The sequence below is a fragment of the Sulfitobacter dubius genome, from assembly GCF_027214245.1.
Taxonomy (GTDB): Bacteria; Pseudomonadota; Alphaproteobacteria; order Rhodobacterales; family Rhodobacteraceae; genus Sulfitobacter; species Sulfitobacter dubius_A.
In genome coordinates, this window is the sequence record NZ_JAPWHM010000003.1 from 469,559 (window position 1) to 490,049 (window position 20,491).

19 protein-coding genes are annotated in these 20,491 nt (G+C 63.5%); 7 read left to right on the plus strand and 12 right to left on the minus strand.

Annotation, left to right across the window (positions count from 1 at the left end; genetic code table 11):
• Positions 1 to 14: 14 nt before the first annotated feature.
• Genes O4H31_RS09395 through O4H31_RS09420 form a run of 6 tightly spaced genes read right to left on the minus strand, consistent with a single transcriptional unit; the run spans position 15 to position 5,918 of the window.
• Complete coding sequence (locus tag O4H31_RS09395) at positions 15 to 1,619, minus strand: carboxyl transferase domain-containing protein (protein ID WP_067625712.1); 1,605 nt, start codon at positions 1,617 to 1,619, stop codon at positions 15 to 17.
• Complete coding sequence (locus O4H31_RS09400) at positions 1,616 to 3,118, minus strand: AMP-binding protein (protein ID WP_269345106.1); 1,503 nt, start codon at positions 3,116 to 3,118, stop codon at positions 1,616 to 1,618. The genes O4H31_RS09395 and O4H31_RS09400 overlap by 4 nt, the downstream gene beginning before the upstream one ends.
• 1 nt (position 3,119) lies before the next feature.
• Positions 3,120 to 3,836 (minus strand): flavodoxin family protein, encoded by a 717-nt coding sequence (locus O4H31_RS09405; RefSeq protein ID WP_269345108.1) that lies wholly within the window; start codon positions 3,834 to 3,836, stop codon positions 3,120 to 3,122.
• Complete coding sequence (locus O4H31_RS09410) at positions 3,829 to 4,230, minus strand: DUF1622 domain-containing protein (protein WP_259984879.1); 402 nt, start codon at positions 4,228 to 4,230, stop codon at positions 3,829 to 3,831. The genes O4H31_RS09405 and O4H31_RS09410 overlap by 8 nt, the downstream gene beginning before the upstream one ends.
• Before the next feature lie 42 nt (positions 4,231 to 4,272).
• Complete coding sequence (locus tag O4H31_RS09415; RefSeq protein ID WP_269345111.1) at positions 4,273 to 4,758, minus strand: lysozyme inhibitor LprI family protein; 486 nt, start codon at positions 4,756 to 4,758, stop codon at positions 4,273 to 4,275.
• On the minus strand, positions 4,758 to 5,918 hold the full coding sequence (locus O4H31_RS09420; RefSeq protein ID WP_269345113.1) for an isovaleryl-CoA dehydrogenase: 1,161 nt from the start codon (positions 5,916 to 5,918) through the stop codon (positions 4,758 to 4,760). Before O4H31_RS09420 ends, O4H31_RS09415 begins: the two co-directional genes overlap by 1 nt.
• Before the next feature lie 144 nt (positions 5,919 to 6,062).
• Between O4H31_RS09420 and O4H31_RS09425 the strand changes: the two genes are divergently transcribed.
• Positions 6,063 to 6,539: a pyridoxamine 5'-phosphate oxidase family protein gene (locus tag O4H31_RS09425; RefSeq protein ID WP_269345115.1), complete on the plus strand. Its 477-nt coding sequence runs from the start codon at positions 6,063 to 6,065 to the stop codon at positions 6,537 to 6,539.
• A gap of 198 nt (positions 6,540 to 6,737) precedes the next feature.
• Here O4H31_RS09425 and O4H31_RS09435 read toward each other — a convergent pair whose 3' ends face one another.
• The gene (locus tag O4H31_RS09435; protein ID WP_269345117.1) at positions 6,738 to 7,412 is read right to left on the minus strand and encodes an HAD-IIIA family hydrolase; all 675 of its coding nucleotides are present in this window, start codon (positions 7,410 to 7,412) and stop codon (positions 6,738 to 6,740) included.
• Positions 7,413 to 7,550: 138 nt separating this feature from the next.
• Between O4H31_RS09435 and glmU the strand changes: the two genes are divergently transcribed.
• From glmU to O4H31_RS09450, 3 genes are read left to right on the plus strand one after another with little or no spacing between them, the layout of a single operon-like run.
• Positions 7,551 to 8,903, plus strand: coding sequence for a bifunctional UDP-N-acetylglucosamine diphosphorylase/glucosamine-1-phosphate N-acetyltransferase GlmU (glmU, locus tag O4H31_RS09440; protein WP_269345119.1), 1,353 nt, complete (start codon positions 7,551 to 7,553; stop codon positions 8,901 to 8,903).
• A gap of 2 nt (positions 8,904 to 8,905) precedes the next feature.
• Entirely contained in the window at positions 8,906 to 10,726 is a 1,821-nt protein-coding gene (gene glmS / locus O4H31_RS09445) for a glutamine--fructose-6-phosphate transaminase (isomerizing) (RefSeq protein WP_269345121.1), read from the plus strand.
• Positions 10,723 to 11,421: a DNA alkylation repair protein gene (locus O4H31_RS09450; RefSeq protein WP_269345123.1), complete on the plus strand. Its 699-nt coding sequence runs from the start codon at positions 10,723 to 10,725 to the stop codon at positions 11,419 to 11,421. Before glmS ends, O4H31_RS09450 begins: the two co-directional genes overlap by 4 nt.
• A 9-nt stretch (positions 11,422 to 11,430) precedes the next feature.
• Here the strand turns inward: O4H31_RS09450 and O4H31_RS09455 are convergent, their stop codons facing one another.
• Complete coding sequence (locus O4H31_RS09455) at positions 11,431 to 11,958, minus strand: hypothetical protein (protein WP_269345124.1); 528 nt, start codon at positions 11,956 to 11,958, stop codon at positions 11,431 to 11,433.
• An 85-nt stretch (positions 11,959 to 12,043) separates the two neighbouring features.
• On the opposite strand from O4H31_RS09455, the gene moaA reads away from it, so the two are divergent.
• The 3 genes from moaA to O4H31_RS09470 are packed head-to-tail and all read left to right on the plus strand — an operon-like array spanning position 12,044 to position 15,388.
• Positions 12,044 to 13,051, plus strand: a complete 1,008-nt coding sequence (gene moaA / locus O4H31_RS09460; RefSeq protein WP_269345125.1) for a GTP 3',8-cyclase MoaA — start codon at positions 12,044 to 12,046, stop codon at positions 13,049 to 13,051.
• Between the two features lie 5 nt (positions 13,052 to 13,056).
• Positions 13,057 to 14,352 carry a 3-deoxy-D-manno-octulosonic acid transferase gene (locus O4H31_RS09465; protein WP_269345126.1) on the plus strand — a complete coding sequence of 432 codons (1,296 nt, stop codon included), beginning with the start codon at positions 13,057 to 13,059 and terminating at the stop codon, positions 14,350 to 14,352.
• A complete protein-coding gene (locus O4H31_RS09470; RefSeq protein WP_269345127.1) occupies positions 14,345 to 15,388 on the plus strand; it encodes a glycosyltransferase family 4 protein in 1,044 nt (347 codons plus the stop codon). The genes O4H31_RS09465 and O4H31_RS09470 overlap by 8 nt, the downstream gene beginning before the upstream one ends.
• A gap of 61 nt (positions 15,389 to 15,449) precedes the next feature.
• Here O4H31_RS09470 and O4H31_RS09475 read toward each other — a convergent pair whose 3' ends face one another.
• The 4 genes from O4H31_RS09475 to argE form a co-directional block, all read right to left on the minus strand.
• Positions 15,450 to 16,613 (minus strand): M20 aminoacylase family protein, encoded by a 1,164-nt coding sequence (locus O4H31_RS09475; RefSeq protein WP_269345130.1) that lies wholly within the window; start codon positions 16,611 to 16,613, stop codon positions 15,450 to 15,452.
• Between the two features lie 67 nt (positions 16,614 to 16,680).
• Positions 16,681 to 17,847, minus strand: a complete 1,167-nt coding sequence (locus O4H31_RS09480) for a M20 aminoacylase family protein (RefSeq protein WP_269345132.1) — start codon at positions 17,845 to 17,847, stop codon at positions 16,681 to 16,683.
• 26 nt (positions 17,848 to 17,873) lie between these two features.
• Positions 17,874 to 19,220 carry an NAD(P)/FAD-dependent oxidoreductase gene (locus tag O4H31_RS09485; RefSeq protein WP_269345134.1) on the minus strand — a complete coding sequence of 449 codons (1,347 nt, stop codon included), beginning with the start codon at positions 19,218 to 19,220 and terminating at the stop codon, positions 17,874 to 17,876.
• Between the two features lie 98 nt (positions 19,221 to 19,318).
• Positions 19,319 to 20,482, minus strand: a complete 1,164-nt coding sequence (gene argE / locus O4H31_RS09490; RefSeq protein WP_269345136.1) for an acetylornithine deacetylase — start codon at positions 20,480 to 20,482, stop codon at positions 19,319 to 19,321.
• Positions 20,483 to 20,491: the final 9 nt, after the last annotated feature.

Consider the following 20,491-nt stretch of genomic DNA (forward strand, 5'->3'; position numbering starts at 1 on the left):
GCTTCGCGCCACAATCACATCCGGAACAAACCAAATTTCGTCGGTTCAATCGGCGCGTTTAGGCTGGCCGAAAGGCTCAGATAAAGCACATCGCGGCTTTTGCGCGGATCGATGATCCCGTCATCCCACAGCCTTGCGGAGGCATAGAGCGGATGGCTCTGCTTCTCGAACATATCAATCGTCGGCTGCTTGAAGGCGGTCTCTTCCTCCTCGGTCCAGGTGTCGCCCGCCCGCTCAATCGCGTCGCGTTTGACGGTGGCCAACACGCCCGCCGCCTGAGCGCCCCCCATGACCGAGATGCGGCTGTTGGGCCAAGACCACAGGAACCGCGGACGGTAGGCCCGGCCCGACATGCCATAGTTGCCCGCGCCGAAGGAGCCGCCGACCAGCATCGTGATTTTAGGCACATTGGTCGTGGCCACCGCCGTCACCATCTTGGCTCCATGCCGCGCGATGCCCTCGTTCTCGTATTTGCGGCCGACCATGAAGCCGGTGATGTTCTGCAGGAAGACCAGCGGGATGTTACGCTGGCTGCAAAGCTCCACGAAATGCGCGCCTTTCTGGGCGGCTTCTGAAAATAGCACGCCGTTGTTGGCGATGATGCCGATCGGGCAGCCCTTTACGTGAGCAAAGCCGCAGACCAGCGTCTCGCCAAAGCGGGACTTGAACTCGTCAAAGCGGCTGCCGTCGACCAGCCGCATGATCACCTCGCGGATGTCATAGGGCGTGCGCAGATCGGCTGGCACCACGCCCAGCATCTCGGCGGGGTCATAGGCGGGCTCTTCGGGGCTGGCCCAATCGACGGTTGTCGGTTTGGTCTTGTTCAGCTGCCCCACCGCGCGGCGCGCTAGTGCCAGCGCATGGGCATCGTCTTCGGCGAGGTAATCGGCCACGCCCGACAGACGGGTGTGCACGTCGCCACCGCCGAGGTCTTCGGCGCTCACCACTTCCCCCGTCGCGGCCTTCACCAGCGGCGGACCAGCGAGGAAGATCGTGCCCTGCTCCTTCACGATGATCGTCACATCCGACATCGCCGGAACGTAGGCCCCGCCAGCGGTGCAAGAGCCCATCACCACAGCGATCTGGGCGATCCCCTTGGCGCTCATCCGCGCTTGGTTGTAGAAAATCGCACCAAAATGGTCGCGGTCGGGAAAGACTTCATCTTGGTTCGGCAGATTGGCCCCGCCAGAGTCCACCAGGTAGATGCAGGGCAGATGGTTCGCCTCGGCAATCTCCTGCGCGCGGAGGTGTTTCTTCACCGTCATCGGGTAATAGGTGCCCCCCTTCACGGTGGCGTCGTTGCAGACCACCATGACCTCATGGCCCTGCACCCGACCGATGCCCGCGATCACACCGGCGGCAGGGGCCGCACCGTCGTAAAGCCCATGTGCCGCCGTGGCCCCGATTTCCAGAAACGGGCTGCCGGGGTCGAGCAGGTTCGCCACCCGCTCTCTGGGGAGCATCTTGCCCCGGCTCTCATGCCGTGCACGGGACTTCTCGCCACCGCCGAGGGCCGCAGCCTCTGCCGCGTCGCGCACTTCGCTCAGCGCCTTGAGATGCGCCATCTCATTGGCCTTATAGGCATCCGAGGATGGCAGGGCTTGGGATGTCAGTTTCATGTTACGTCCTCATTCTCTCGCGCCGCCAGACGCTTTAGTTCTTTGCGGATTACCTTGCCGGTGACGGTCATCGGCAGGTCCTCCACGAATGCAATCTCGCGCGGGTAGGAATAGCTTGCGAGCCGGTCCTTCACCCAGTCCTGCAGTTCCTTTGCCTCGACCTCGGCACCGGGTTTCAGCACCACATAGGCCTTCACGATCTCGGTCCTGAGCGCGTCGGGTTTGCCGACCACGCCGCAGGTCGCAACCGCGCTATGGGTCAGCAAGCAATCTTCAATCTCCGCCGGGCCGATGCGGTAGCCAGCGGAGGTGATCACGTCATCCTCGCGGCCCACGAAGCGCAGGTAGTCGCCCTCCCAGATGCCGCGGTCGCCGGTCAGCAGCCAGTCGCCGTGGAATTTGGCCGCCGTCTCCTCGGGCCGGTTCCAGTAGCGCAGCATCATCGAGGGGGCACCTTTGCGCACAGCCACGTCGCCCTCGGCATCCGTGGGCTTGCCGTCCGCGTCCAGCACCGCCAAGTCGAACCCCGGCACGGGCTTGCCGATGCAGCCGGGCTGCGCGGGGAAATCACCCCCGCAGCTTGAGGCCACCATGTTGCATTCGGTCTGGCCGTAGAATTCGTTGATCTCGAGCCCAAACGCCTTGCGGCCCCATGCCAGCATCTCGGCGCCCAAAGGCTCGCCACCGCTGGCGACTGAACGCAGACCGGGCAAGGATACATCCGCGGCTTTCAGCATGCGAAGCGCCGTGGGCGGGAAAAAGACATTCTTCACCTCACCGCGGGCAATCACATCGGCGCAGCCTTCGACGGTGAACTTGGGCATCCGTGCGGCCACCACCGGCACGCCAAGTGCCAGCGCAGGCATCGCCACATCGAATAGCCCGCCGATCCATGCCCAATCCGCGGGCGTCCAAAGGCAATCGCCGTCCTTCCCCAGATGATCATGGCTGACCGAAACGCCCGGCAAATGGCCCGAGAGCACCCGATGGCCGTGCAGCGCGCCTTTGGGCGTGCCGGTGGTGCCCGAGGTGTAGATCAGCACGGCGGGGTCTTCGGGGCCGACATCGGCAAAGTCGACCGGGCCGCCTGCCGCGCCCACATCAGCCGCCATCCACGGGGTTGCCAGATCGCCCAACAGGTCCGCGCCTTCGGCATCGGTCAGCACAATCGCACAGCCCGCATCGCCAATCCGGCTGGCCAGCGCGTCACGTTTGAAAAGCTTGAACAGCGGCACAGAGATCGCGCCGATCTTCCAGATCGCCAGATGCGCCGCCGCGCACCATGGCGATTGACTGAGCAAGACACCCACGCGGTCACCGGGGGCCACTTCGGCCTTCAGCGCACGGGCCAGCCCATCGACCATCTCATGCAGCGCGCCATAGCTCACGTCGTGGCGGGCGGCGCCGGTCAGATCAATGATCGCTGTGGCGTCATCGGGTTGCGCCAAACACTGCGCGGCCATGTTGCCCTGCCAGATGGGCCAATCGTCCTGTGTCATATCAGCTTCGATACTCCGGGTTTTCAAAATCAAACCGCGCGCCCGCATCCCAGGCGTTGCGGTCGTTGCCCTCTTGGCTGTAGCCCCCCGCCGCTTTCAGCATTCGTGCCAGATGCATGGCGTTCCATGTCATGATCGTGGTGTTGCGCTGCGTGAATTCGTTGTTGAACCCTGCGCGCTTGCCGTCCACATCATCGCCATAAGACGGCCCCGGCCCCGCTTCGCCAATCCAGCCGCAATCGGCCTGTGGCGGGATGGTGTAGCCAAGGTGGTTCATCGCAAACCCGGTGGTCATGGCGACGTGCTTGATGCCGTCCTCGTTGCCGGTGACGACGGTCCCGCCGACCTTGCCGTAAAAGACCGACTGGCCCTTGTCGTTCAACTTGCCGCTCATGGCGTAGAGCCGCTCAATCAACACCCGACAGACACTGCTTTCCTCACCCAGCCAGAGCGGCGTGCCGATGATCAGGATGTCGGCGGCCAGCACCTTCTCCCAGAGCGCGGGCCAATCGTCACGGTCCCAGCCGTGCTCTGTCATGTCCGGGTAGACGCCCGGCGGCACTTGGTGGTCGAGCAAGTAGAGGTGTTCGACGCTCACCCCCTGCGCCTCCATGATGCCCGCGCTCGCGTTCATCAGAAGCTGCGTATGGCTGTCGCCCGGAGTCTTCTTGAGCGAGCAGTTCACATAGAGCGCCTTGAGGTCGGAAAAGTCAGTCATCGCCAAGTTCCTTCTTAAGTTGCTCCAACTCCCGGTCGAGGAAGAAAGAGGTGATGGACCTGATGATGACCAGCATCAGCAGGAAGAGCAGGTCGGCAAACCGCAGGCTGATCGCGGTATGGATCACGTCCGACACGATGAAGAGTTCCAGCCCCGCAAGGATGTAGCGCCCGAGTTCGATGCGCTCGCGGTTGGTGCGGCGCACCCGCTCCGCGCCCTTCTTGGCGATTTCGGCGATCGTCACCCCGGTCAGGAAACGCGCCGCGCCGATCAGCAGCAGGAGGATCGCGGCAATGTCGATGACGGCCGCCATGATCTCAAAACCCTCAATCAGCCAAGGCAGAAAATGGTGCAACACACCGCCTTCCGTCTTCAGTTCAATTAGGTTCTCCATCCCGATCCTTCCGTCCCGTTTGGCCAACACATCGTGACGCGGTTAATAGGCCGCCCCCAAACGCAGAGCCTGTTCGCCGGTCATCTGCATCAGGCAGGCCAAAGTCGCAGGCCCGCCGCCCGTGCCACCGCCCCATTGGCTGCGTTCGTAGTCACAGGCGGCATCGCGGAAGGTAATCCACGCGCGCTGCATGTCACGCAGAGCTTCGGCCTGAGAAGGCAATTCCGGCTGATAGAGCGCGGCATCCTCATCGGCGGATTTGGACTGCACCATCCGCGCGCGATAGTTCTCGTTCAGCAACCCGTCCCAGAAAGACAGTTCCGCATCCAGACATCCTCCCATGCCATAGGTCGTATAGCCGCCCGGCGCTTCCATACAGAGGTTGGACGACAGGCCGATGCAATTGCGCTGGTCGGTGAACTCCTCGGCCCCGGCCAGACATTCTGCTGTCGCAGCGTCGGAATAGGTGATCTCCTGCGCGGCCACTGGCCCCGCAAGAAACGCACAGGCCAGCAGCACGGCGCGCATCACATGGCCCCCATCATCTCGCGGCCCACCAACATGCGGCGAATTTCCGAGGTGCCCGCGCCAATCTCCATCAGCTTGGCATCGCGGAAGATGCGGCCCACGGGGTTGTCCGACAGATAGCCTGCGCCGCCCATCGCCTGCACAGCCTGATGCGCCTGCACCATGGCTTGTTCCGAGGCATAAAGACAGCAGGCTGCCGCGTCTTGACGGGTCACGTCGCCCCGGTCACAGGCCTGCGCCACGCTGTAGACGTAAGCCCGCGCCGAGTTCATCGCGGTGTACATATCCGCCATCTTGCCCTGCATCAGCTGGAAATCCCCGATGCGCTGGCCGAACTGCTTGCGCTCGGCCATATAGGGCATGATCTCATCCAGACAGGCGGCCATGATGCCAAGGCCAATGCCTGCCAGCACGACGCGCTCGTAGTCGAGGCCCGACATCAGCACGCGCACGCCCTTGCCCTCTTCGCCGAGGATGTTCTCGAAGGGCACTTCGCAGTCTTCAAAGATCAACTCGGCGGTGTTCGAGCCGCGCATGCCAAGCTTGTCGAAATGCTTGGAAGTCGAAAAACCCTTCATCGACTTCTCGATAAGGAAGGCGGTGATGCCCTTCGAGCCCGCCTCGGGGTCGGTTTTGGCATAGACGACCAAGGTCTCCGCGTCCGGGCCATTGGTGATCCAGTATTTGTTGCCGTTCAGGCGGAAATGATCGTTCCGCTTTTCGGCATTCAGCTTCATGCTCACCACGTCACTGCCCGCGCCCACTTCGGACATGGCCAACGCGCCGACATGCTCGCCCGAGCAGAGTTTCGGCAAGAACTGCGCCTTTTGCTCTGGCGTGCCGTTCAGCTTAATCTGGTTCACGCAGAGGTTGGAATGCGCGCCGTAGGAAAGCGAGACCGAAGCGGAGGCGCGGGCGATCTCTTCGACCGCGACCGTGTGGGCAACGTAGCCAAGACCGGAGCCGCCGAACTCTTCTTCGACGGTCATACCCAAGAGGCCCAACTCGCCCATCTCGGTCCAAAGCTCGGGCGGGAATTCGTTCTTCGTGTCGATCTCGGCGGCGATTGGTTTGACGCGTTCCTGCGCCCAGCGGTGTACCATCTCACGCATGGCCGCGACGTCTTCTCCCAGATCAAACTGCATACTTGCGTTGAACACGGCTTCTCCCCCCGATTTATTGAACGCTTGTTCATTACCTACCGCCCCGCCCGCTTTGCGTCAAGCGGCGCGATGTGGAACCGCGCTGCGCCGCGGCGGGTTGGCCCTGCGACCAAGCGAACACTACAACAAAGCGAGATGCAAATGAGCGATGATCTGAAAAAAGAGTTCTGGGACCGTCTGGATGACACCCGCGCCGGGATGCTGGCAACCAAGACCGCCCGTGCGGTGCCGATGACCCATTACATCGACGAAGACGACCGTTCCGCCGTGCTCTGGTTTATCACTGCAAAGGGCACCGATCTGGCGAAATCCGCCGAAGGCCGTGCCGCGGCTGAGTATCTGATCGCCAGCAAGGACGAATCTCTTTGGGCACGGATCGACGGCCATGTCTCTGCCGTGACCAACCCGACTGAGTTGGACAAGATCTGGAACGCAATTGCGGGCGCGTGGTTCGAGGACGGCAAGCAAGACCCCGATGTGCAACTGATCCGCTTCGACCTGACCGAGGCCGAGGTTTGGGCCACCGATGGCGGGTTCAAATTTCTCTATGAGATCGGCAAAGCCCAACTGACCGGCGAGAAACCCGATATGGGCAAACACGGCACGATCCGCTTCTGAGCCTAGCCGCCCGAGGCCACGGTGAGGCAGGAATTCGCTCCCATTAACGTGGCGAATTCCTGTTCCAGTAAGGCGACCTCGGCGGGGGTCGTCCTGTACCGGTGCAACGCCCGTGTCGGATCACTGCCACCGCCGCCTCCATCGCGCCGTCAGGGACCGGCTTCGGCTGCGTGAAGCTGCCGGGGAAACGCTCTGCCGTCAGGCGGCTTTGCCGATCAAACGTTCAATGACCTCCGGCAGGTCGGCAAAATCGTCCAACAGGGCTTCGGGCTCCAGCGCTGCCATGTCCTCGCCCGAGGGGCCAAAAGTTACCAGCACACAGGGCACCCCGGCGGCTTTGGCGGTTTTACGGTCGGTGTCGCTGTCACCGATCAATACGCATTGTGCCGGATCGCCCCCGGCCCGGCGGGCGGTTTCGAACAGATGCTCAGGGTCGGGTTTGCGCACGTCCAGACTATCAGCCCCCAGCATCGCGCCGAATGCATCCCGCACGCCAAGACGGGTCAGCAGCAACTCTGCCAAAGCCTCGGGTTTGTTGGTGCAGATCGCCACGCGGTAGCCTGCGGCCTTGAGCGCGGCCACTGCCTCCATCGCGCCAGGGTACATGATGGTATGGGTGTCGATGTCGCGGCCATAGGCTTCGAGCAGCATGGGGTAATAGCGGTCGATCGTCGCCGCGTCATCGGCACGGCCCAGCTTTTGCATTCCCAGCGTCAGCATAGCTCGCCCGCCACGCAGCGCGGTGCCCGCATCCTCGGCATGGACCAGCACATCGCCCTCGCCCATGTCACGGAAACAGGCATTGGCGGCGGCGATCAAATCGCCCGAGGTATCGGCCAAGGTGCCGTCGAGATCGAAAACGACTGTCTTCACTGGGTACTCCTTGGGCGGAACCCCGCCTTGCAAAATGGCATCGTGTTGCAGACCGCAATCTAGTTTGATGGGCCGCAACCTTGCGCCTTTGTGCGAAGCGCGTAAAGAGAATGCAAGCTGAAGGACAAAGAGATTTACATGGAAACTGCATTGATCATCCTTGCCGCGGGCAAGGGGACACGGATGAACTCGGACCTGCCAAAGGTGCTGCACCGCGTCGCCTCCGCCCCCATGCTCGAACATGCCATGGCCGCAGGCGCCATGCTTGGCCCCCGTCATACGGTTGTGGTGGCGGGCCATGGGGCGGATCAGGTACGCGCGGCGGCGACCCTCTTTGACGAGGATGCGCAGGTGGTCGAACAGACCGAACAGCTGGGCACGGCCCATGCGGTGGCACAGGCCCGCCCGGCATTGGAAGGTTTCGACGGTATGGCGCTGGTGCTCTACGGCGACACGCCCTTCGTACAGCCCGAGACATTGGAAAAGATGCAGGAGGCGCTGGCGACACATGATGTGGTGGTGCTGGGGTTCGAAGCCGCCGACCCCGCCCGTTATGGCCGTTTGGTGATGCAGGACGACACGTTGGAGCGCATTGTTGAGTTCAAAGACGCCTCGCCCGAGGAACGCGCCATTACCCTGTGCAATTCCGGCGTGGTGGCTTGCAAATCTGAGCTCCTGTTCGATCTGATCGACAAAGTGGGCAACGACAACGCCTCGGAAGAATACTACCTTACCGACATCATCGGCCTTGCCCGCGCCGAAGGGCGCAGCGCCACTGTGGTCACCTGCACCGAGGCCGAGACGATGGGCGTGAACTCCCGCGGCGACCTCGCCCGGGCCGAGGCTGCGTTCCAATCCCGCGCCCGCGTGCTGCTGATGGAAGACGGCGTGACCCTGATCGCGCCCGAAACAGTCTTCCTTGCCCGCGACACCTATATTGGCCGCGACACGGTGGTGGAACCCAACGTAGTCTTCGGCCCGAATGTGACCGTGGAATCCGGCAGCACCATCCGCGCCTTCTCGCATCTAGAAGGGTGCCATGTCTCACGCGGCGGCGTGGTCGGCCCCTACGCCCGTCTGCGCCCCGGCGCGGAATTGGCCGAAGATGTGCGCATTGGCAATTTTGTTGAGGTGAAGAATGCGCAGATCGCCGAAGGGGCCAAGGTCAACCACCTGAGCTATATCGGCGATGCCACCGTGGGCGCGCGGAGCAACATCGGGGCGGGCACGATCACCTGCAATTATGACGGCGTGATGAAACATCACACAACCATCGGCGCGGGCGCTTTCATCGGGTCGAACACCATGCTGGTGGCCCCGGTGACAATCGGCGAGGGCGCGATGACCGGCTCAGGCTCGGTCATCACTTCGGACGTGGAGCCAGAGGCGCTGGCCCTGTCCCGCGCGCCGCAGATCGAAAAACCGGGCATGGCCCGCAAAATGTCCGAAATTCTAAAGGCCAAGAAGGCAAAAATGCAGAGGGGCAGCTAAACATGTGTGGAATTGTAGGGGTGCTTGGCACCCATGAAGTCGCTCCCATTCTGGTAGAGTCGTTGAAACGGCTGGAATATCGCGGCTATGACAGTGCTGGCATTGCCACGCTGAACAACGGCAAACTCGACCGCCGTCGCGCCTTGGGCAAACTGGTCAACCTCTCGGACGCGCTGGTGCATGAACCGCTGGCGGGCAAGTCCGGCATCGGCCACACCCGCTGGGCCACCCATGGCGCGCCGAGCGTGACCAACGCCCACCCGCATCAGGCCGGGCCTGTGGCCGTGGTGCACAACGGGATCATCGAAAACTTCCGCGAACTGCGGGCAGAGCTGGCCGAACATGGCGCGCATTTCGTGACCGAGACCGATACCGAAACCGTCGCTCTGCTGACCCAGCATCATATGGCGCAGGGCGCAGGCCCGGTGGAGGCCGCCAAACAGACCCTCGCCCGCCTCGAAGGCGCCTTTGCGCTGGCATTCCTTTTTGACGGGCACGAAGATTTGATGATCGCGGCGCGCAAGGGTTCGCCCTTGGCCATCGGCTATGGTGAGGGTGAGATGTATGTGGGCAGCGATGCCATCGCGCTGGCCCCGCTGACCAACCGAATTGCCTATCTCGAAGAGGGGGATTGCGCCGTAATCACCCGCACGTCGGTAGAGATCACCGACCGCAACGGGTCGCTGGCCAACCGCGCAATCAAATCCGTGCAGATTGACAGCACCCGCATCGACAAGGCCGGGCACAAGCACTTCATGGCCAAAGAGATCGCCGAGCAACCCGGCGTGATCGGTGCGGCCATCGGCCACTACTTGACCCCCGAAGGCGAGATCAACATCAGCGCGCAGGATATTGATTTCACGCAGTTTGACCGGATCATCATGGTGGCCTGCGGCACTGCGTCCTATGCCTGTTTCACCGCGAAATACTGGTTTGAACAGATCGCCCGTCTGCCGGTCGAAGTAGATGTCGCCTCGGAATTCCGCTACCGTGAGCCGCCGATCCCGCCGCGTACGCTGGCGGTTTTCGTCAGCCAATCAGGGGAAACCGCAGATACGCTGGCCGCCCTGCGCTATTGCGAGGGCAAGGCCGCGCGTATCCTTTCGGTCGTCAACGTGCCCGAAAGCTCCATCGCCCGCGAAAGCGATCTGGCCTTGCCGATCCATGCCGGTGTCGAGGTTGGCGTCGCCTCAACCAAAGCCTTCACCTGCCAATTGGTCGTACTCTTTGCGCTGGTTCTCAAGGCCGCCCGAGACCGCGACGCGATCAGCGCCGAGACATTCGCCGATCACATCTCAAGCCTGCGGGGGCTGCCCGCGATCATCAGCACGGCGCTTGAACAAAACGACACCATGCAGGAGGCAGCGCTCAAGCTCTCACATGCCCGCGACGTGCTGTTCCTTGGCCGAGGTCAGATGTACCCCCTCGCCCTTGAAGGCGCATTGAAACTTAAAGAAATCAGCTACATCCACGCCGAGGCTTATGCATCGGGTGAACTGAAGCACGGCCCGATCGCATTGGTGGATGAGCATGTCCCGGTAGTCGTCATGGCACCACGAGACGCGCTGTTCGACAAGACCGTCAGCAACATGCAAGAGGTCATGGCGCGCAAGGGCAAGGTGATCCTGATCTCCGACTCCAAAGGTCAGGCCGAAGCCAATGAGGGCGTTTGGTTCAGTATAGAAATGCCCCCCGTCCCGGATGCACTGGCGCCGATCCTCTATGCGGTTCCGGCGCAGTTGCTGGCCTATCACACCGCCGTGGCGAAAGGCACGGATGTGGACCAACCGCGCAATCTGGCGAAATCGGTGACGGTGGAATGAATTTGGAAACCGCCCTTGAGGAACTCGAAGCGCAGGCCAACCCGGCCCGCGCCGAAGAGATGCGCGCCTATCACAAAGCCGACCGGCGCTACCTTGGCCTCACCAATCCGCAGATTGCAGAGCTTGCCCAGACTTGGCGCGATGCGCTCGACGTTGAGGGCCGTGTCGCCCTTGCCGACGGCCTGTGGCAATCGGGTATTTTCGAGGCGCGCGTCGCGGCGGCAAAGCTGCTGACCCAAGCGCGACTGCGACCCGACGATCAAGCCGCATGGGCGTTGATCGCAAGCTGGACCGCGGATTTCGACAGTTGGGCGATCGCCGACCATGCAAGCATGGCCGCGCAGAAACGTCTGGTGGCCGATCCAACACGTCTGGACGAAGTGGAAGACTGGGTCGCCTCCGATCATCTCTGGACGCGGCGGGCGGCTTTGGTCTCGACCCTGCCGTGGACCAAGCAGAACAACCCCAAACCAGAAGAGCTTGCCGCGCGGGACCGCATTCTTAGCTGGGCCGCGACGATGGTGACGGATCACCGTTGGTTCATCCAAAAGGCGATCGGTTGGTGGCTGCGCGACCTGTCGAAACACGACCCCGAGCGCACCCGCGCCTTTGTTGCCACCCATGGGGAGGCGATGAAACCTTTCGCGGTGAAAGAAGCGCTGCGCCTGCTGAAAAAGTCAGACGGCGCAGGCTGACCCCGCGCTTTACCCTTCGGTCGAGACTTCGACCGTGGTGAGATCTGTCAGGGAAGCGCCGATCAAACGCAAAGCGGGCAGCGACATGCGGCTGCCTGCGGTTGAAGGCCCCTCCAGCGGGATCAGGGTCACGGCGGCCGATTTGCCCGTTGCGGGGTTGGTCACCCGGCCCGGCTGTTCGGCGTCGACCAGAGGTGTTTTCAACCACAGGCCCGGCTCTGTCGCGCTGCCCAGACTGACCACTGTCGTCCCCAAGGCAGCACCGGTGCTGGCGGGCGCACGGCTAGCTGCTTCGCGCTCGGCGGCGGTGGTTGTATCAAGCGCCTCGGCACTGCTGCCCCCGGTCGTGATCGGAGATGCGGCGGGCGGTGTCGCAGCGGCGGGGGCGGTCGCGGTTGCGGCCTCTGCCGGAGCTTCTGTCGGGGCGGATGCGGCCGCAGGCTCGGACTGGGAGGCATCCATGCCGAAACGGTCCGACAGGGTGCTGCAGCCTGCCGTTGCGGCGACGATGAAAAGCGGTAAGATAATACGTGTCATCCGCGCAGCCTATCCGCGCCCTGCCCCCTTATCAATCGTCCAAATGCCGCTTGCCCCGCAGTGGGCGGGGCATTACCTATGAGGCATGACAGCACCCCTTATCGACCCCTTCATGCGCGCAATCACCTACCTGCGTGTCTCCGTCACTGACCGCTGCGATTTTCGCTGCGTCTATTGCATGTCGGAAAACATGACCTTCCTGCCCAAGAAGGAATTGCTGACGCTGGAGGAGTTGGACCGCTTGTGTAGCAACTTCGTCAACCTCGGCGTCGAAAAGCTGCGCATTACCGGTGGCGAGCCACTGGTCCGGCGCGGCATCATGACCTTCTTCGACGGCATGAAACGGCACCTCGACAGTGGCGCGCTGAAAGAACTGACGTTGACTACCAACGGCAGCCAGCTCGAACGCTTCGCCGATGACCTTTACGCCGCCGGGGTCCGCCGGGTGAATGTCTCGCTCGACACACTAGACGAGCAGAAATTCGCGGACATCACCCGCTGGGGCCGCCTGCCGCAGGTGCTGCGCGGGATCGACGCGGCGCAGCGCGCGGGCCTGAAGATCAAGATCAACGCCGTGGCGCTCAAGGGCTTCAACGAGCCCGAATTGCCGCGCATCACCGAATGGTGCGCTGAGCGTGGGATTGATCTGACATGGATCGAAGTCATGCCGATGGGGGATCTGGGCAACGAAGACCGCTTTGGTCAGTTCTGGTCCCTCAAGGACGTGCGCGCGCGCTATGCCGAACATTACACCGTCACCGATCTGGCCGAGCGGACCGGCGGCCCGGCCCGCTATGTGCGGCTCGAAGAGACAGGTCAGAAGATCGGCTTCATCACCCCGCTGAGCCATAATTTCTGCGAAAGCTGCAACCGCGTGCGGGTCACCTGCACCGGTGAGATTTTCATGTGTCTGGGCCAAGAAGACGTGGCCGATCTGCGCGCCCCACTGCGCGATCACCCCGATACGGATCTGCCGCTGCAAGAGGCGATCCGCGCGGCGATCGACCGCAAGCCCAAGGGTCATGATTTCGACTATTCCCGCCAGCGTGTCGACGGGCAGATGCCGCGCCACATGAGCCACACGGGCGGCTGAGCCCGATGGCCACGCCGTTCCTCTACCGGGCATGGGTCGCGGCAAGCACTGTGATGCTGCCCATCGCCGGACGGCAATCCATGGCCAAGCTGCGCCGGGCCGAGGTTGAGCCGAAACGCGCGCGCGAAAAGCTCGGCCACGCCAGCCAGCCGCGCCCCGAGGGGCCCCTGATCTGGTTTCACGCCGCCTCTGTCGGGGAAAGCCTGTCGGTTCTGGCGCTGATTGACCGGATGGGCCGCGCGCTGCCGCAGGCGCATTTCCTCATCACCTCCGGCACCGCGACCTCGGCCCGGCTGGTGGACCGACGCCTGCCGCCGCGCAGCCGGCATCAATTCGCCCCGCTCGACGCCTCCGGCCCGCTAAAGCGGTTCCTCAACCATTGGCGGCCCGACGCGGCGCTTTTCGTCGAGAGCGAGCTTTGGCCGCAGATGCTGCGGCGGACCCATGCGCGTGGCACGCCAATGGCGTTGATCAACGCGCGCCTCTCGCAACGCTCTATCGAACGCTGGCAGAAACAGCCGGCGCTGGCGGGGTTTCTCTTTGGTGTGTTTGACTTGATCCTGACGCAGAATGACGCAATGGCGCGGGCCATGACCACCATCAACGCCCCCGCCGATCGGGTCGCTCCGGGGATCAACCTCAAGTCTATGGCAGGCCCCCTGCCGCAGGACGATGACACCATCGCGCAGGCCCGTGCGGCCTTGGGCGAGCGCCCGGTCTGGATCGCCTCCTCCACCCATCCGGGCGAGGAGAAAGCGGTATTAGAGGCGCATCGGCAACTGCTTGAACAGGTCCCCGACCTGTGTTTGATCCTTGTCCCCCGCCACCCGGAACGCGGTGACGAAGTGGCCGGCCTCATCGCCAGCGTCGGACTGACCCATGGCCGCCGGACGCGGGGCGACATGCCGCGCGAGCAGGTCTATCTGGCCGACACATTGGGCGAGCTGGGCACCTGGTACGCGCTGTCCGACATCGTCTTTCTGGGCGGATCGCTACACCCCATCGGGGGGCATAACCCCTATGAGGTTGCGCAGGCCGGAGCGATGGTGCTTTCGGGCACCCATGTCGCTAATTTCGCCGAGACCTTTGCCGAGATGGAGGCTGCGGGCGCTGCGCGTCTGGTGGCGGGCACGCAGGATTTGGCAGACCGTGTGGCTGATCTTTTGCGCAACGATATTGCCCGCGCCAGCGGTGTGGCCGCGTCGAAAACCTATGCCGCAGCGCAGACCGACAAGCTCGACAGTATCGCCGAGCGGCTGATCACGGCCCTGCGCCTGCGAGAGGACAGCGCCGATGCCTGAGCTTTTCGTCACCAACTTCAACCGCAATTTTACCGGCGTCTCGGCCACCGCCGCAAACGTGGTCCGCCAACAGGTCAATCGGCACGAGTTGGTGCTGGTGGGTCACCCCCTGCCCGGTTGCCCGGTGCCGCTGACCCGTGCCGCCGCAGGGCGGATCACCCGAAAACATCCCCCCCAAGACCGCTCCTTCGCCATCTGGCACGTCCGCCGCAACCCCGAGATGCGCAGCGCGCTTTGGCTGCGCGATGTGCGCGGGGCGAATATCCGGATCGTCTTCACCTCTGCCGCGCAGCGCCTGCATTCAGCCTATCCACGCTGGCTGATCCGGCAAATGGACGCGGTCATCGCCACGACCGAACGCGCGGCGGAGTTCGTGCCCCATGTCCGCGCCGTGGTGCCGCATGGGGTGGATACCGATGTCTTCTCTCCCGCCACCAACCGGGGCGCCGCTTGGGAGCAATTGGGCTTTGGCGGCACCCATGGCATCGCCACTGTGGGGCGCATTCGGCCCGAGAAAGGCACCGACCTTTTCGTGGAGGCGATGCTGCGCCTGCTGCCTGAACGCCCCGGCGCGGTGGCGCTGGTGATTGGCCGCGCGGGCGGCAAGCATGAGGCGTTTCTGACCAAGCTCAAGGCGCAGGTCGAGGCGGCGGGCCTAGCAGGGCGGCTGCTTTTCGTGGGCGAATACCCGGCCGCCGACCTGCCCAAACTGATGCGCGCGCTGTCGCTGGTGGTGCAACTGCCGCGCTACGAGGGCTATGGCATGGTCCCGCTCGAAGCGCTGGCCTCGGGCGTGCCCTTCGTGGGCAGCGATGCGGGATATTACGGCGCTTTTTCGAATGGTGGCCGTGTGGGCAAGGTCGTGCCGCTTGGCGCGGCGGAGGCTGCGGCCCAAGCCGCGCTGTCCCTGCTTGAGCGAGAGGACCAAGCCGCTCTGTCAGAGGCCGCGCGCCACTGGGCCGAACACCGCTTTAGCGCGCGGGCCGAGGCTGATGGGATCGAAGCCGTCTACAACGCGCTTTGGGAGCGCGGCTAACCGCGCCAAAGAAAAACGCGCCCCCGAGGGAGGCGCGCTAGGATCGTTTCTGATTGCGGGATCAGGCCGCGGGCATACGCTGCTCAACGATACCTGCCCACCAGCTACAGCCTGCCGGGATCGCCTCATCGTTGAAGTTATACTCCGGATGGTGCACCGCCGCCGTGTCGCCGTTGCCGACCAAAATATAGGCACCGGGGCGTTCTTCGAGCATGAAGGCGAAGTCTTCCCCCCCCATGACCAGCGGCGCCTCGACGCAATTGCCCGAGATTGAGCGTGCCACATCGGCGGCAAACTCGGTCTGCTCTTCGTGATTCACCATGACCGGGTAGCCGCGGTGGTAGGTTACATCCGCTGTGCCGCCAAAGGTGCCCGCGATGCCGTTGCAGATCTCGTTGATGCGCTTTTCGGCAAGGCTGCGCATATCCGCCGACATCGTGCGCACAGTGCCTTTCATCTGCACCCGTTGCGGGATCACATTGAAGGCTTTGGAAGATGTCTCAAATGCGGTGACCGAGACGACGATCTGCTCCACCGGGTCGGCATTGCGCGATGTGATGGTTTGCAGCGCGAGCACGGCCTGCGCGGCCATCACGGTTGTGTCGACGGTCTCATGCGGTTTGGCGGCATGGCCCCCGCGCCCCTCAAAGGTGATGTCGAACTGGTCCGTCGCAGCAAAGAAGGACCCCGGGCGGATGCCGAAAGAGCCCGTGGGCATGCCCGGCCAGTTGTGCATCCCATAGACTTCTTGGATGCCAAAACGGTCCATCATACCGTCTTCGCACATCTCGCGACCGCCACCGCCGCCCTCTTCGGCGGGCTGGAAGATCACCACGACAGTACCGTCGAAATTGCGGGTCTCGGCCAGATATTGCGCCGCCCCCAACAGCATCGCGGTGTGGCCGTCATGGCCGCAGGCATGCATCGCGCCGTCGGTCTTGGAGGCATAGTCAAGCCCGGTCTGTTCGTGGATCGGCAGCGCGTCCATGTCGGCGCGCAGACCGATGACCTTGCCCGATCCGGTTTCCTTGCCCTTGATCACACCGACAACGCCGGTGCGGCCTATGCCTTCGACGACCTCGTCGCAGCCGAAGCTGCGCAGTTTCTCGGCCACGGTGGCCGAAGTGCGGTGCGTCTCGAATAGGATTTCGGGGTTTTCATGCAGATCACGGCGCCATGCGGTGATGTCGTCATGCAGCTCGGCAAATCTGTTCTTAACGGGCATTTAGGAAGTATCCTCCGGAGTTGGGTTGGCGCTGATTTTCATGCAGTCGCATTTATCTGCCACATGCTTACGCCCTTGCTAGCCGGTCCTCAACCACCTGCGCGAACCATGAGCAGCCCGCCGGGATCGCGGCATCGTCAAAGTCATATTCCGGGTGATGGACCGTCGCCCCCTCGCCATTGCCGATCATAATATAGGCACCCGGTCGCGCATTGAGCATATAGGAAAAATCCTCACCCGCCATGATGGGCGGGGTGTCCCGGTCGGTGCCGGGGGTGACCTTGTCGGCAGCCTCGGCGGCATAGCGGGTGTGGTCGCTGTGGTTGCGGGTGACGGGATAGCCGCGCTGATAGTCGATCTCTGCCTTGCATTGATGCGCCTCTGCCGTGAGGCGGGTGAGGTCGTGTAGGCGCTGCTCGGCCAAATCCTGAACCGCGGGGTCAAGTGTGCGCACCGTGCCGCGCAGAAGCACTTGATGCGGCAGGACATTGTGGCTGTCGGTATCGCTGCGCAGGGTGCAGACCGACACGACGACCTGTTTCAGCGGGTCGGTGTTGCGGCTGGCGATGGATTGCAGCGCGATCAAGACATGGGCGGCAGCGAGGTTGGTGTCGATAGCCTCATGCGGGGCCGCGGCATGGCCGCCCTGCCCGGTCAGCGTGATGTTGAACTCATCCGCCGCAGCCAGCAGCGCGCCCTCGCGGATTGCGAAATGCCCTGTGGAGTGGCCGGGCATATTATGCATGCCGTAGACCTCATCGATATCCCAACGGTCCATCAGCCCCTCTTGCACCATGACATTGCCACCGCCGCCGCCCTCCTCGGCGGGTTGGAAGATCAGCACCACACGGCCATCGAAATTGCGCGTCTCCGCAAGGTATTGCGCGGCACCCAAAAGCATCGCCGTATGACCGTCATGGCCGCAGGCATGCATTTTGCCGGGGGTCTTGGAGGCATGGGGCAGCCCCGTCGCTTCCATGATCGGCAGCGCATCCATATCGGCGCGCAGTCCGATGGTGCGGCCTGATGTGTTGCTCTGCCCCTCGATCACCGCGACCACGCCGGTCTGCGCGATGCCGGTAGTGATGTCGGTGATGCCAAAGCTGCGCAGCTTGTCTTCGACGAATTTTGAGGTTTCGGGCAGGTCGAACATCAGTTCGGGGTGCTGATGTAGGTGGCGGCGCCATGCGGTGATCTCGGCGTGGGTCTCGGCGAAACGGTTCTTAATCGGCATGGGCCATGTCCTTTGAAACAATGAGGTTAAAGCGCCGGACCGGGGCGGATGGGCGTGCCATCACTGAACCGGTCGACGCGAAATCTGCTCAGATCATGCCCCGGCGCATCGCCCAAGACCAGTGCGGCCAGCACCCGCCCCATGCCCGGCCCGATGCCAAAGCCGTGGCCCGACATGCCGGTGCCAATGACGAGGCCCGGAATTTGGGCGCAACTGTCCACCACCGGCACGATATCGGGCATTGTGTCGATCATGCCCGCCCATGAATTGCGCGCCGTGATCGGTGGCAGTTCGGGATAAAGTGCTGCGAACTGCTTGACCGTACGGCGCAACCGGCGGTGATCGGGGGCGGGATCAAGGATGCGCATCGCCTCGAAAGGGCTGAAACTGTCCGCGGCCCATTGGCGCGGGGTGCGCCATGCGTCAGGAAAGCCCTTAGGCGCGGACATCCGCAGCCGCTGGCCAAAGGGGGTGGCGCGCAACTGTGGCAGGTAGTGACGCAGGGCGCGGAAGGCATCTGGCCCGACGTAGAGATCGGGCGCCGCCCCCGGAGCCAGCGTATAGCCCCCATCGGCGCGGCGGCGAAAGGCCAGCCCCGCCTCGGCCACGGCACCGGCGTGCACCTCGGGCAACACGTTGGTCGCCACCACGCTTTCACGTACGGATAGCTGCGGCAAGGTGACGCCATGCGCGCGCAGGAAAAGCGCCGACCATGCCCCGCCCGCCAGCACCACCGATGTCGTGCGGATCGCCCCCGCTTCGGTGCTCACCCCCGCCACGCGGCCCGCGGCGAGGTCAAGCTTGCGCACCGCGCAGTTCTCGATGATGCGCACGCCCTCTTTGACGGCCAAGGCGGCCAGCGCTGGCACCGCGACCCAAGGTTCCGCCCGCATGTCGGAGGGGGTGATCAACGCCCCGGCGTAGCCTTTGCTCAGCCCTGGAAAAGCCGCAGCCACCTCGCCTGCGTCCATCAACCGGCTGTCGATCCCATTGGCTTTGGCGTGGGGCAGCCAGTCTGCGTAGCTTTGCATCTTGGCGTCCGAGCTTGCCAGATAGGTCACGCCGGTCTGTTTCAGCCCGATGTCGCGGTCGAGCTCTGGGGCCAGTTCGCGCCAAAGCCGCGCGGCTTCAACCATGATCGGCAACTCATCCGGGTCGCGCCCTTGTTGGCGGATCCAGCCCCAGTTGCGGCTGGATTGTTCGGCGGCAATGCGGCCCTTTTCCAGCAGCGTCACCTGTTTGCCCGCCCGCGCCAGAAACAGGGCGGTGCAGACGCCGATCACGCCACCGCCGATGACCACCACCTCGCTGTCACGCGGCGGGGTGCGGGGGTAACTGGCAGGGGTGGCAAGGGTGATAGGAAAAACGGACATGCGAACCCCGGAGGCTGGGACCGCGCGGCTGCACCGGGCGGCCGTGGAAAGGACAGGCCCCTGCGGAGGGGGCCTGCCTTAGGTCTGTCAGGGATGGCTCAGCCCTGCAAGCGGGTCAGCAGCCGGCGTATGAAGTCGTGACCGGCCTCGAACTGCGCCACATCGATGAATTCATTGGGCTGGTGCGCCTGCGCGATGTCGCCCGGCCCACAGATCACGGCAGAATAGCCCGCCTCTTGGAACTGCCCGGCTTCGGTGCCGTAGCTCACTTTGTGGCTGGCATTGTCGCCGGTGATCTGGCGCACGATCTGCTCCGCCTCGCCGTCCTTTTCGGGCTGCAGCGCGGGCACGTCGAAACGGGTCGAGGTCTCAATATAGGTTTCGGGCACCACGTCCTGCATCTGCTTTTCGACCTCACGGACCTTCTTGAGGTAGGCGGTGCCCCATTTGTCTTTGTCTTCACCCGGCACCACGCGGAAATCCATGGCGAATTTGCAGTCCTTGGCGGTGATGTTGTGGGCCGTGCCGCCTTCGATCACGCCGACATGGGCGGTGGTGAAGGGCGGGTCGAACATCGCCGCCGTCTCGGTCGGTTTGGCGGCCATGTTGTCGCTGTTCACGTCGTTGGCCCATTCAATAAGCTTGGCACCCGCCATGATCGCATTGACCCCGGTGTGCAGCAGCGAGGAATGCACCTCAAAGCCCACGAGGTGCGTGTTAAAGCCAATGCCGCCCTTGTGGCCGGTCACCGCCTGCATGGTCGAAGGCTCGCCCACGATCACCGCCGAGCCCTTGGGCACCACGCCCTGCATCGCCTGAATCATCGGCGGGGCGCCGGTGCATCCGATCTCTTCGTCAAAGCTGAGCGCGATCTGCAGCGGGCGTTTGACGTCTGCATAATGCGCCTCGACCAAAGCCCAGATCGCCAGCGCGTCGAAGCCCTTCATGTCGCAGGTGCCGCGCCCGTAGTAGCGGCCGTCTTTCTCGGTCACGGTGAAAGGGTCGGTGTCCCAGGCCTGCCCGTCGACCGGCACCACATCGGTATGGCCCGACAGGACGACGGCCCCCTCCTCCCACGGGCCCGCATGGGCGAAAAGCGCATGTTTGGGCTGATCAGGATCGACGTAGCGGTGGCTCTCGATCCCGTGGAAGGCGAGGTACTCGGCCACCCAGTCGATCAGCGGGATGTTGGTGTCCCGCGACACGGTGGGAAAGCTAATGAGCTTGGTCATCAACTCAAGCGGGGTCAGGCGTTCGGTCATTGGTGTTCT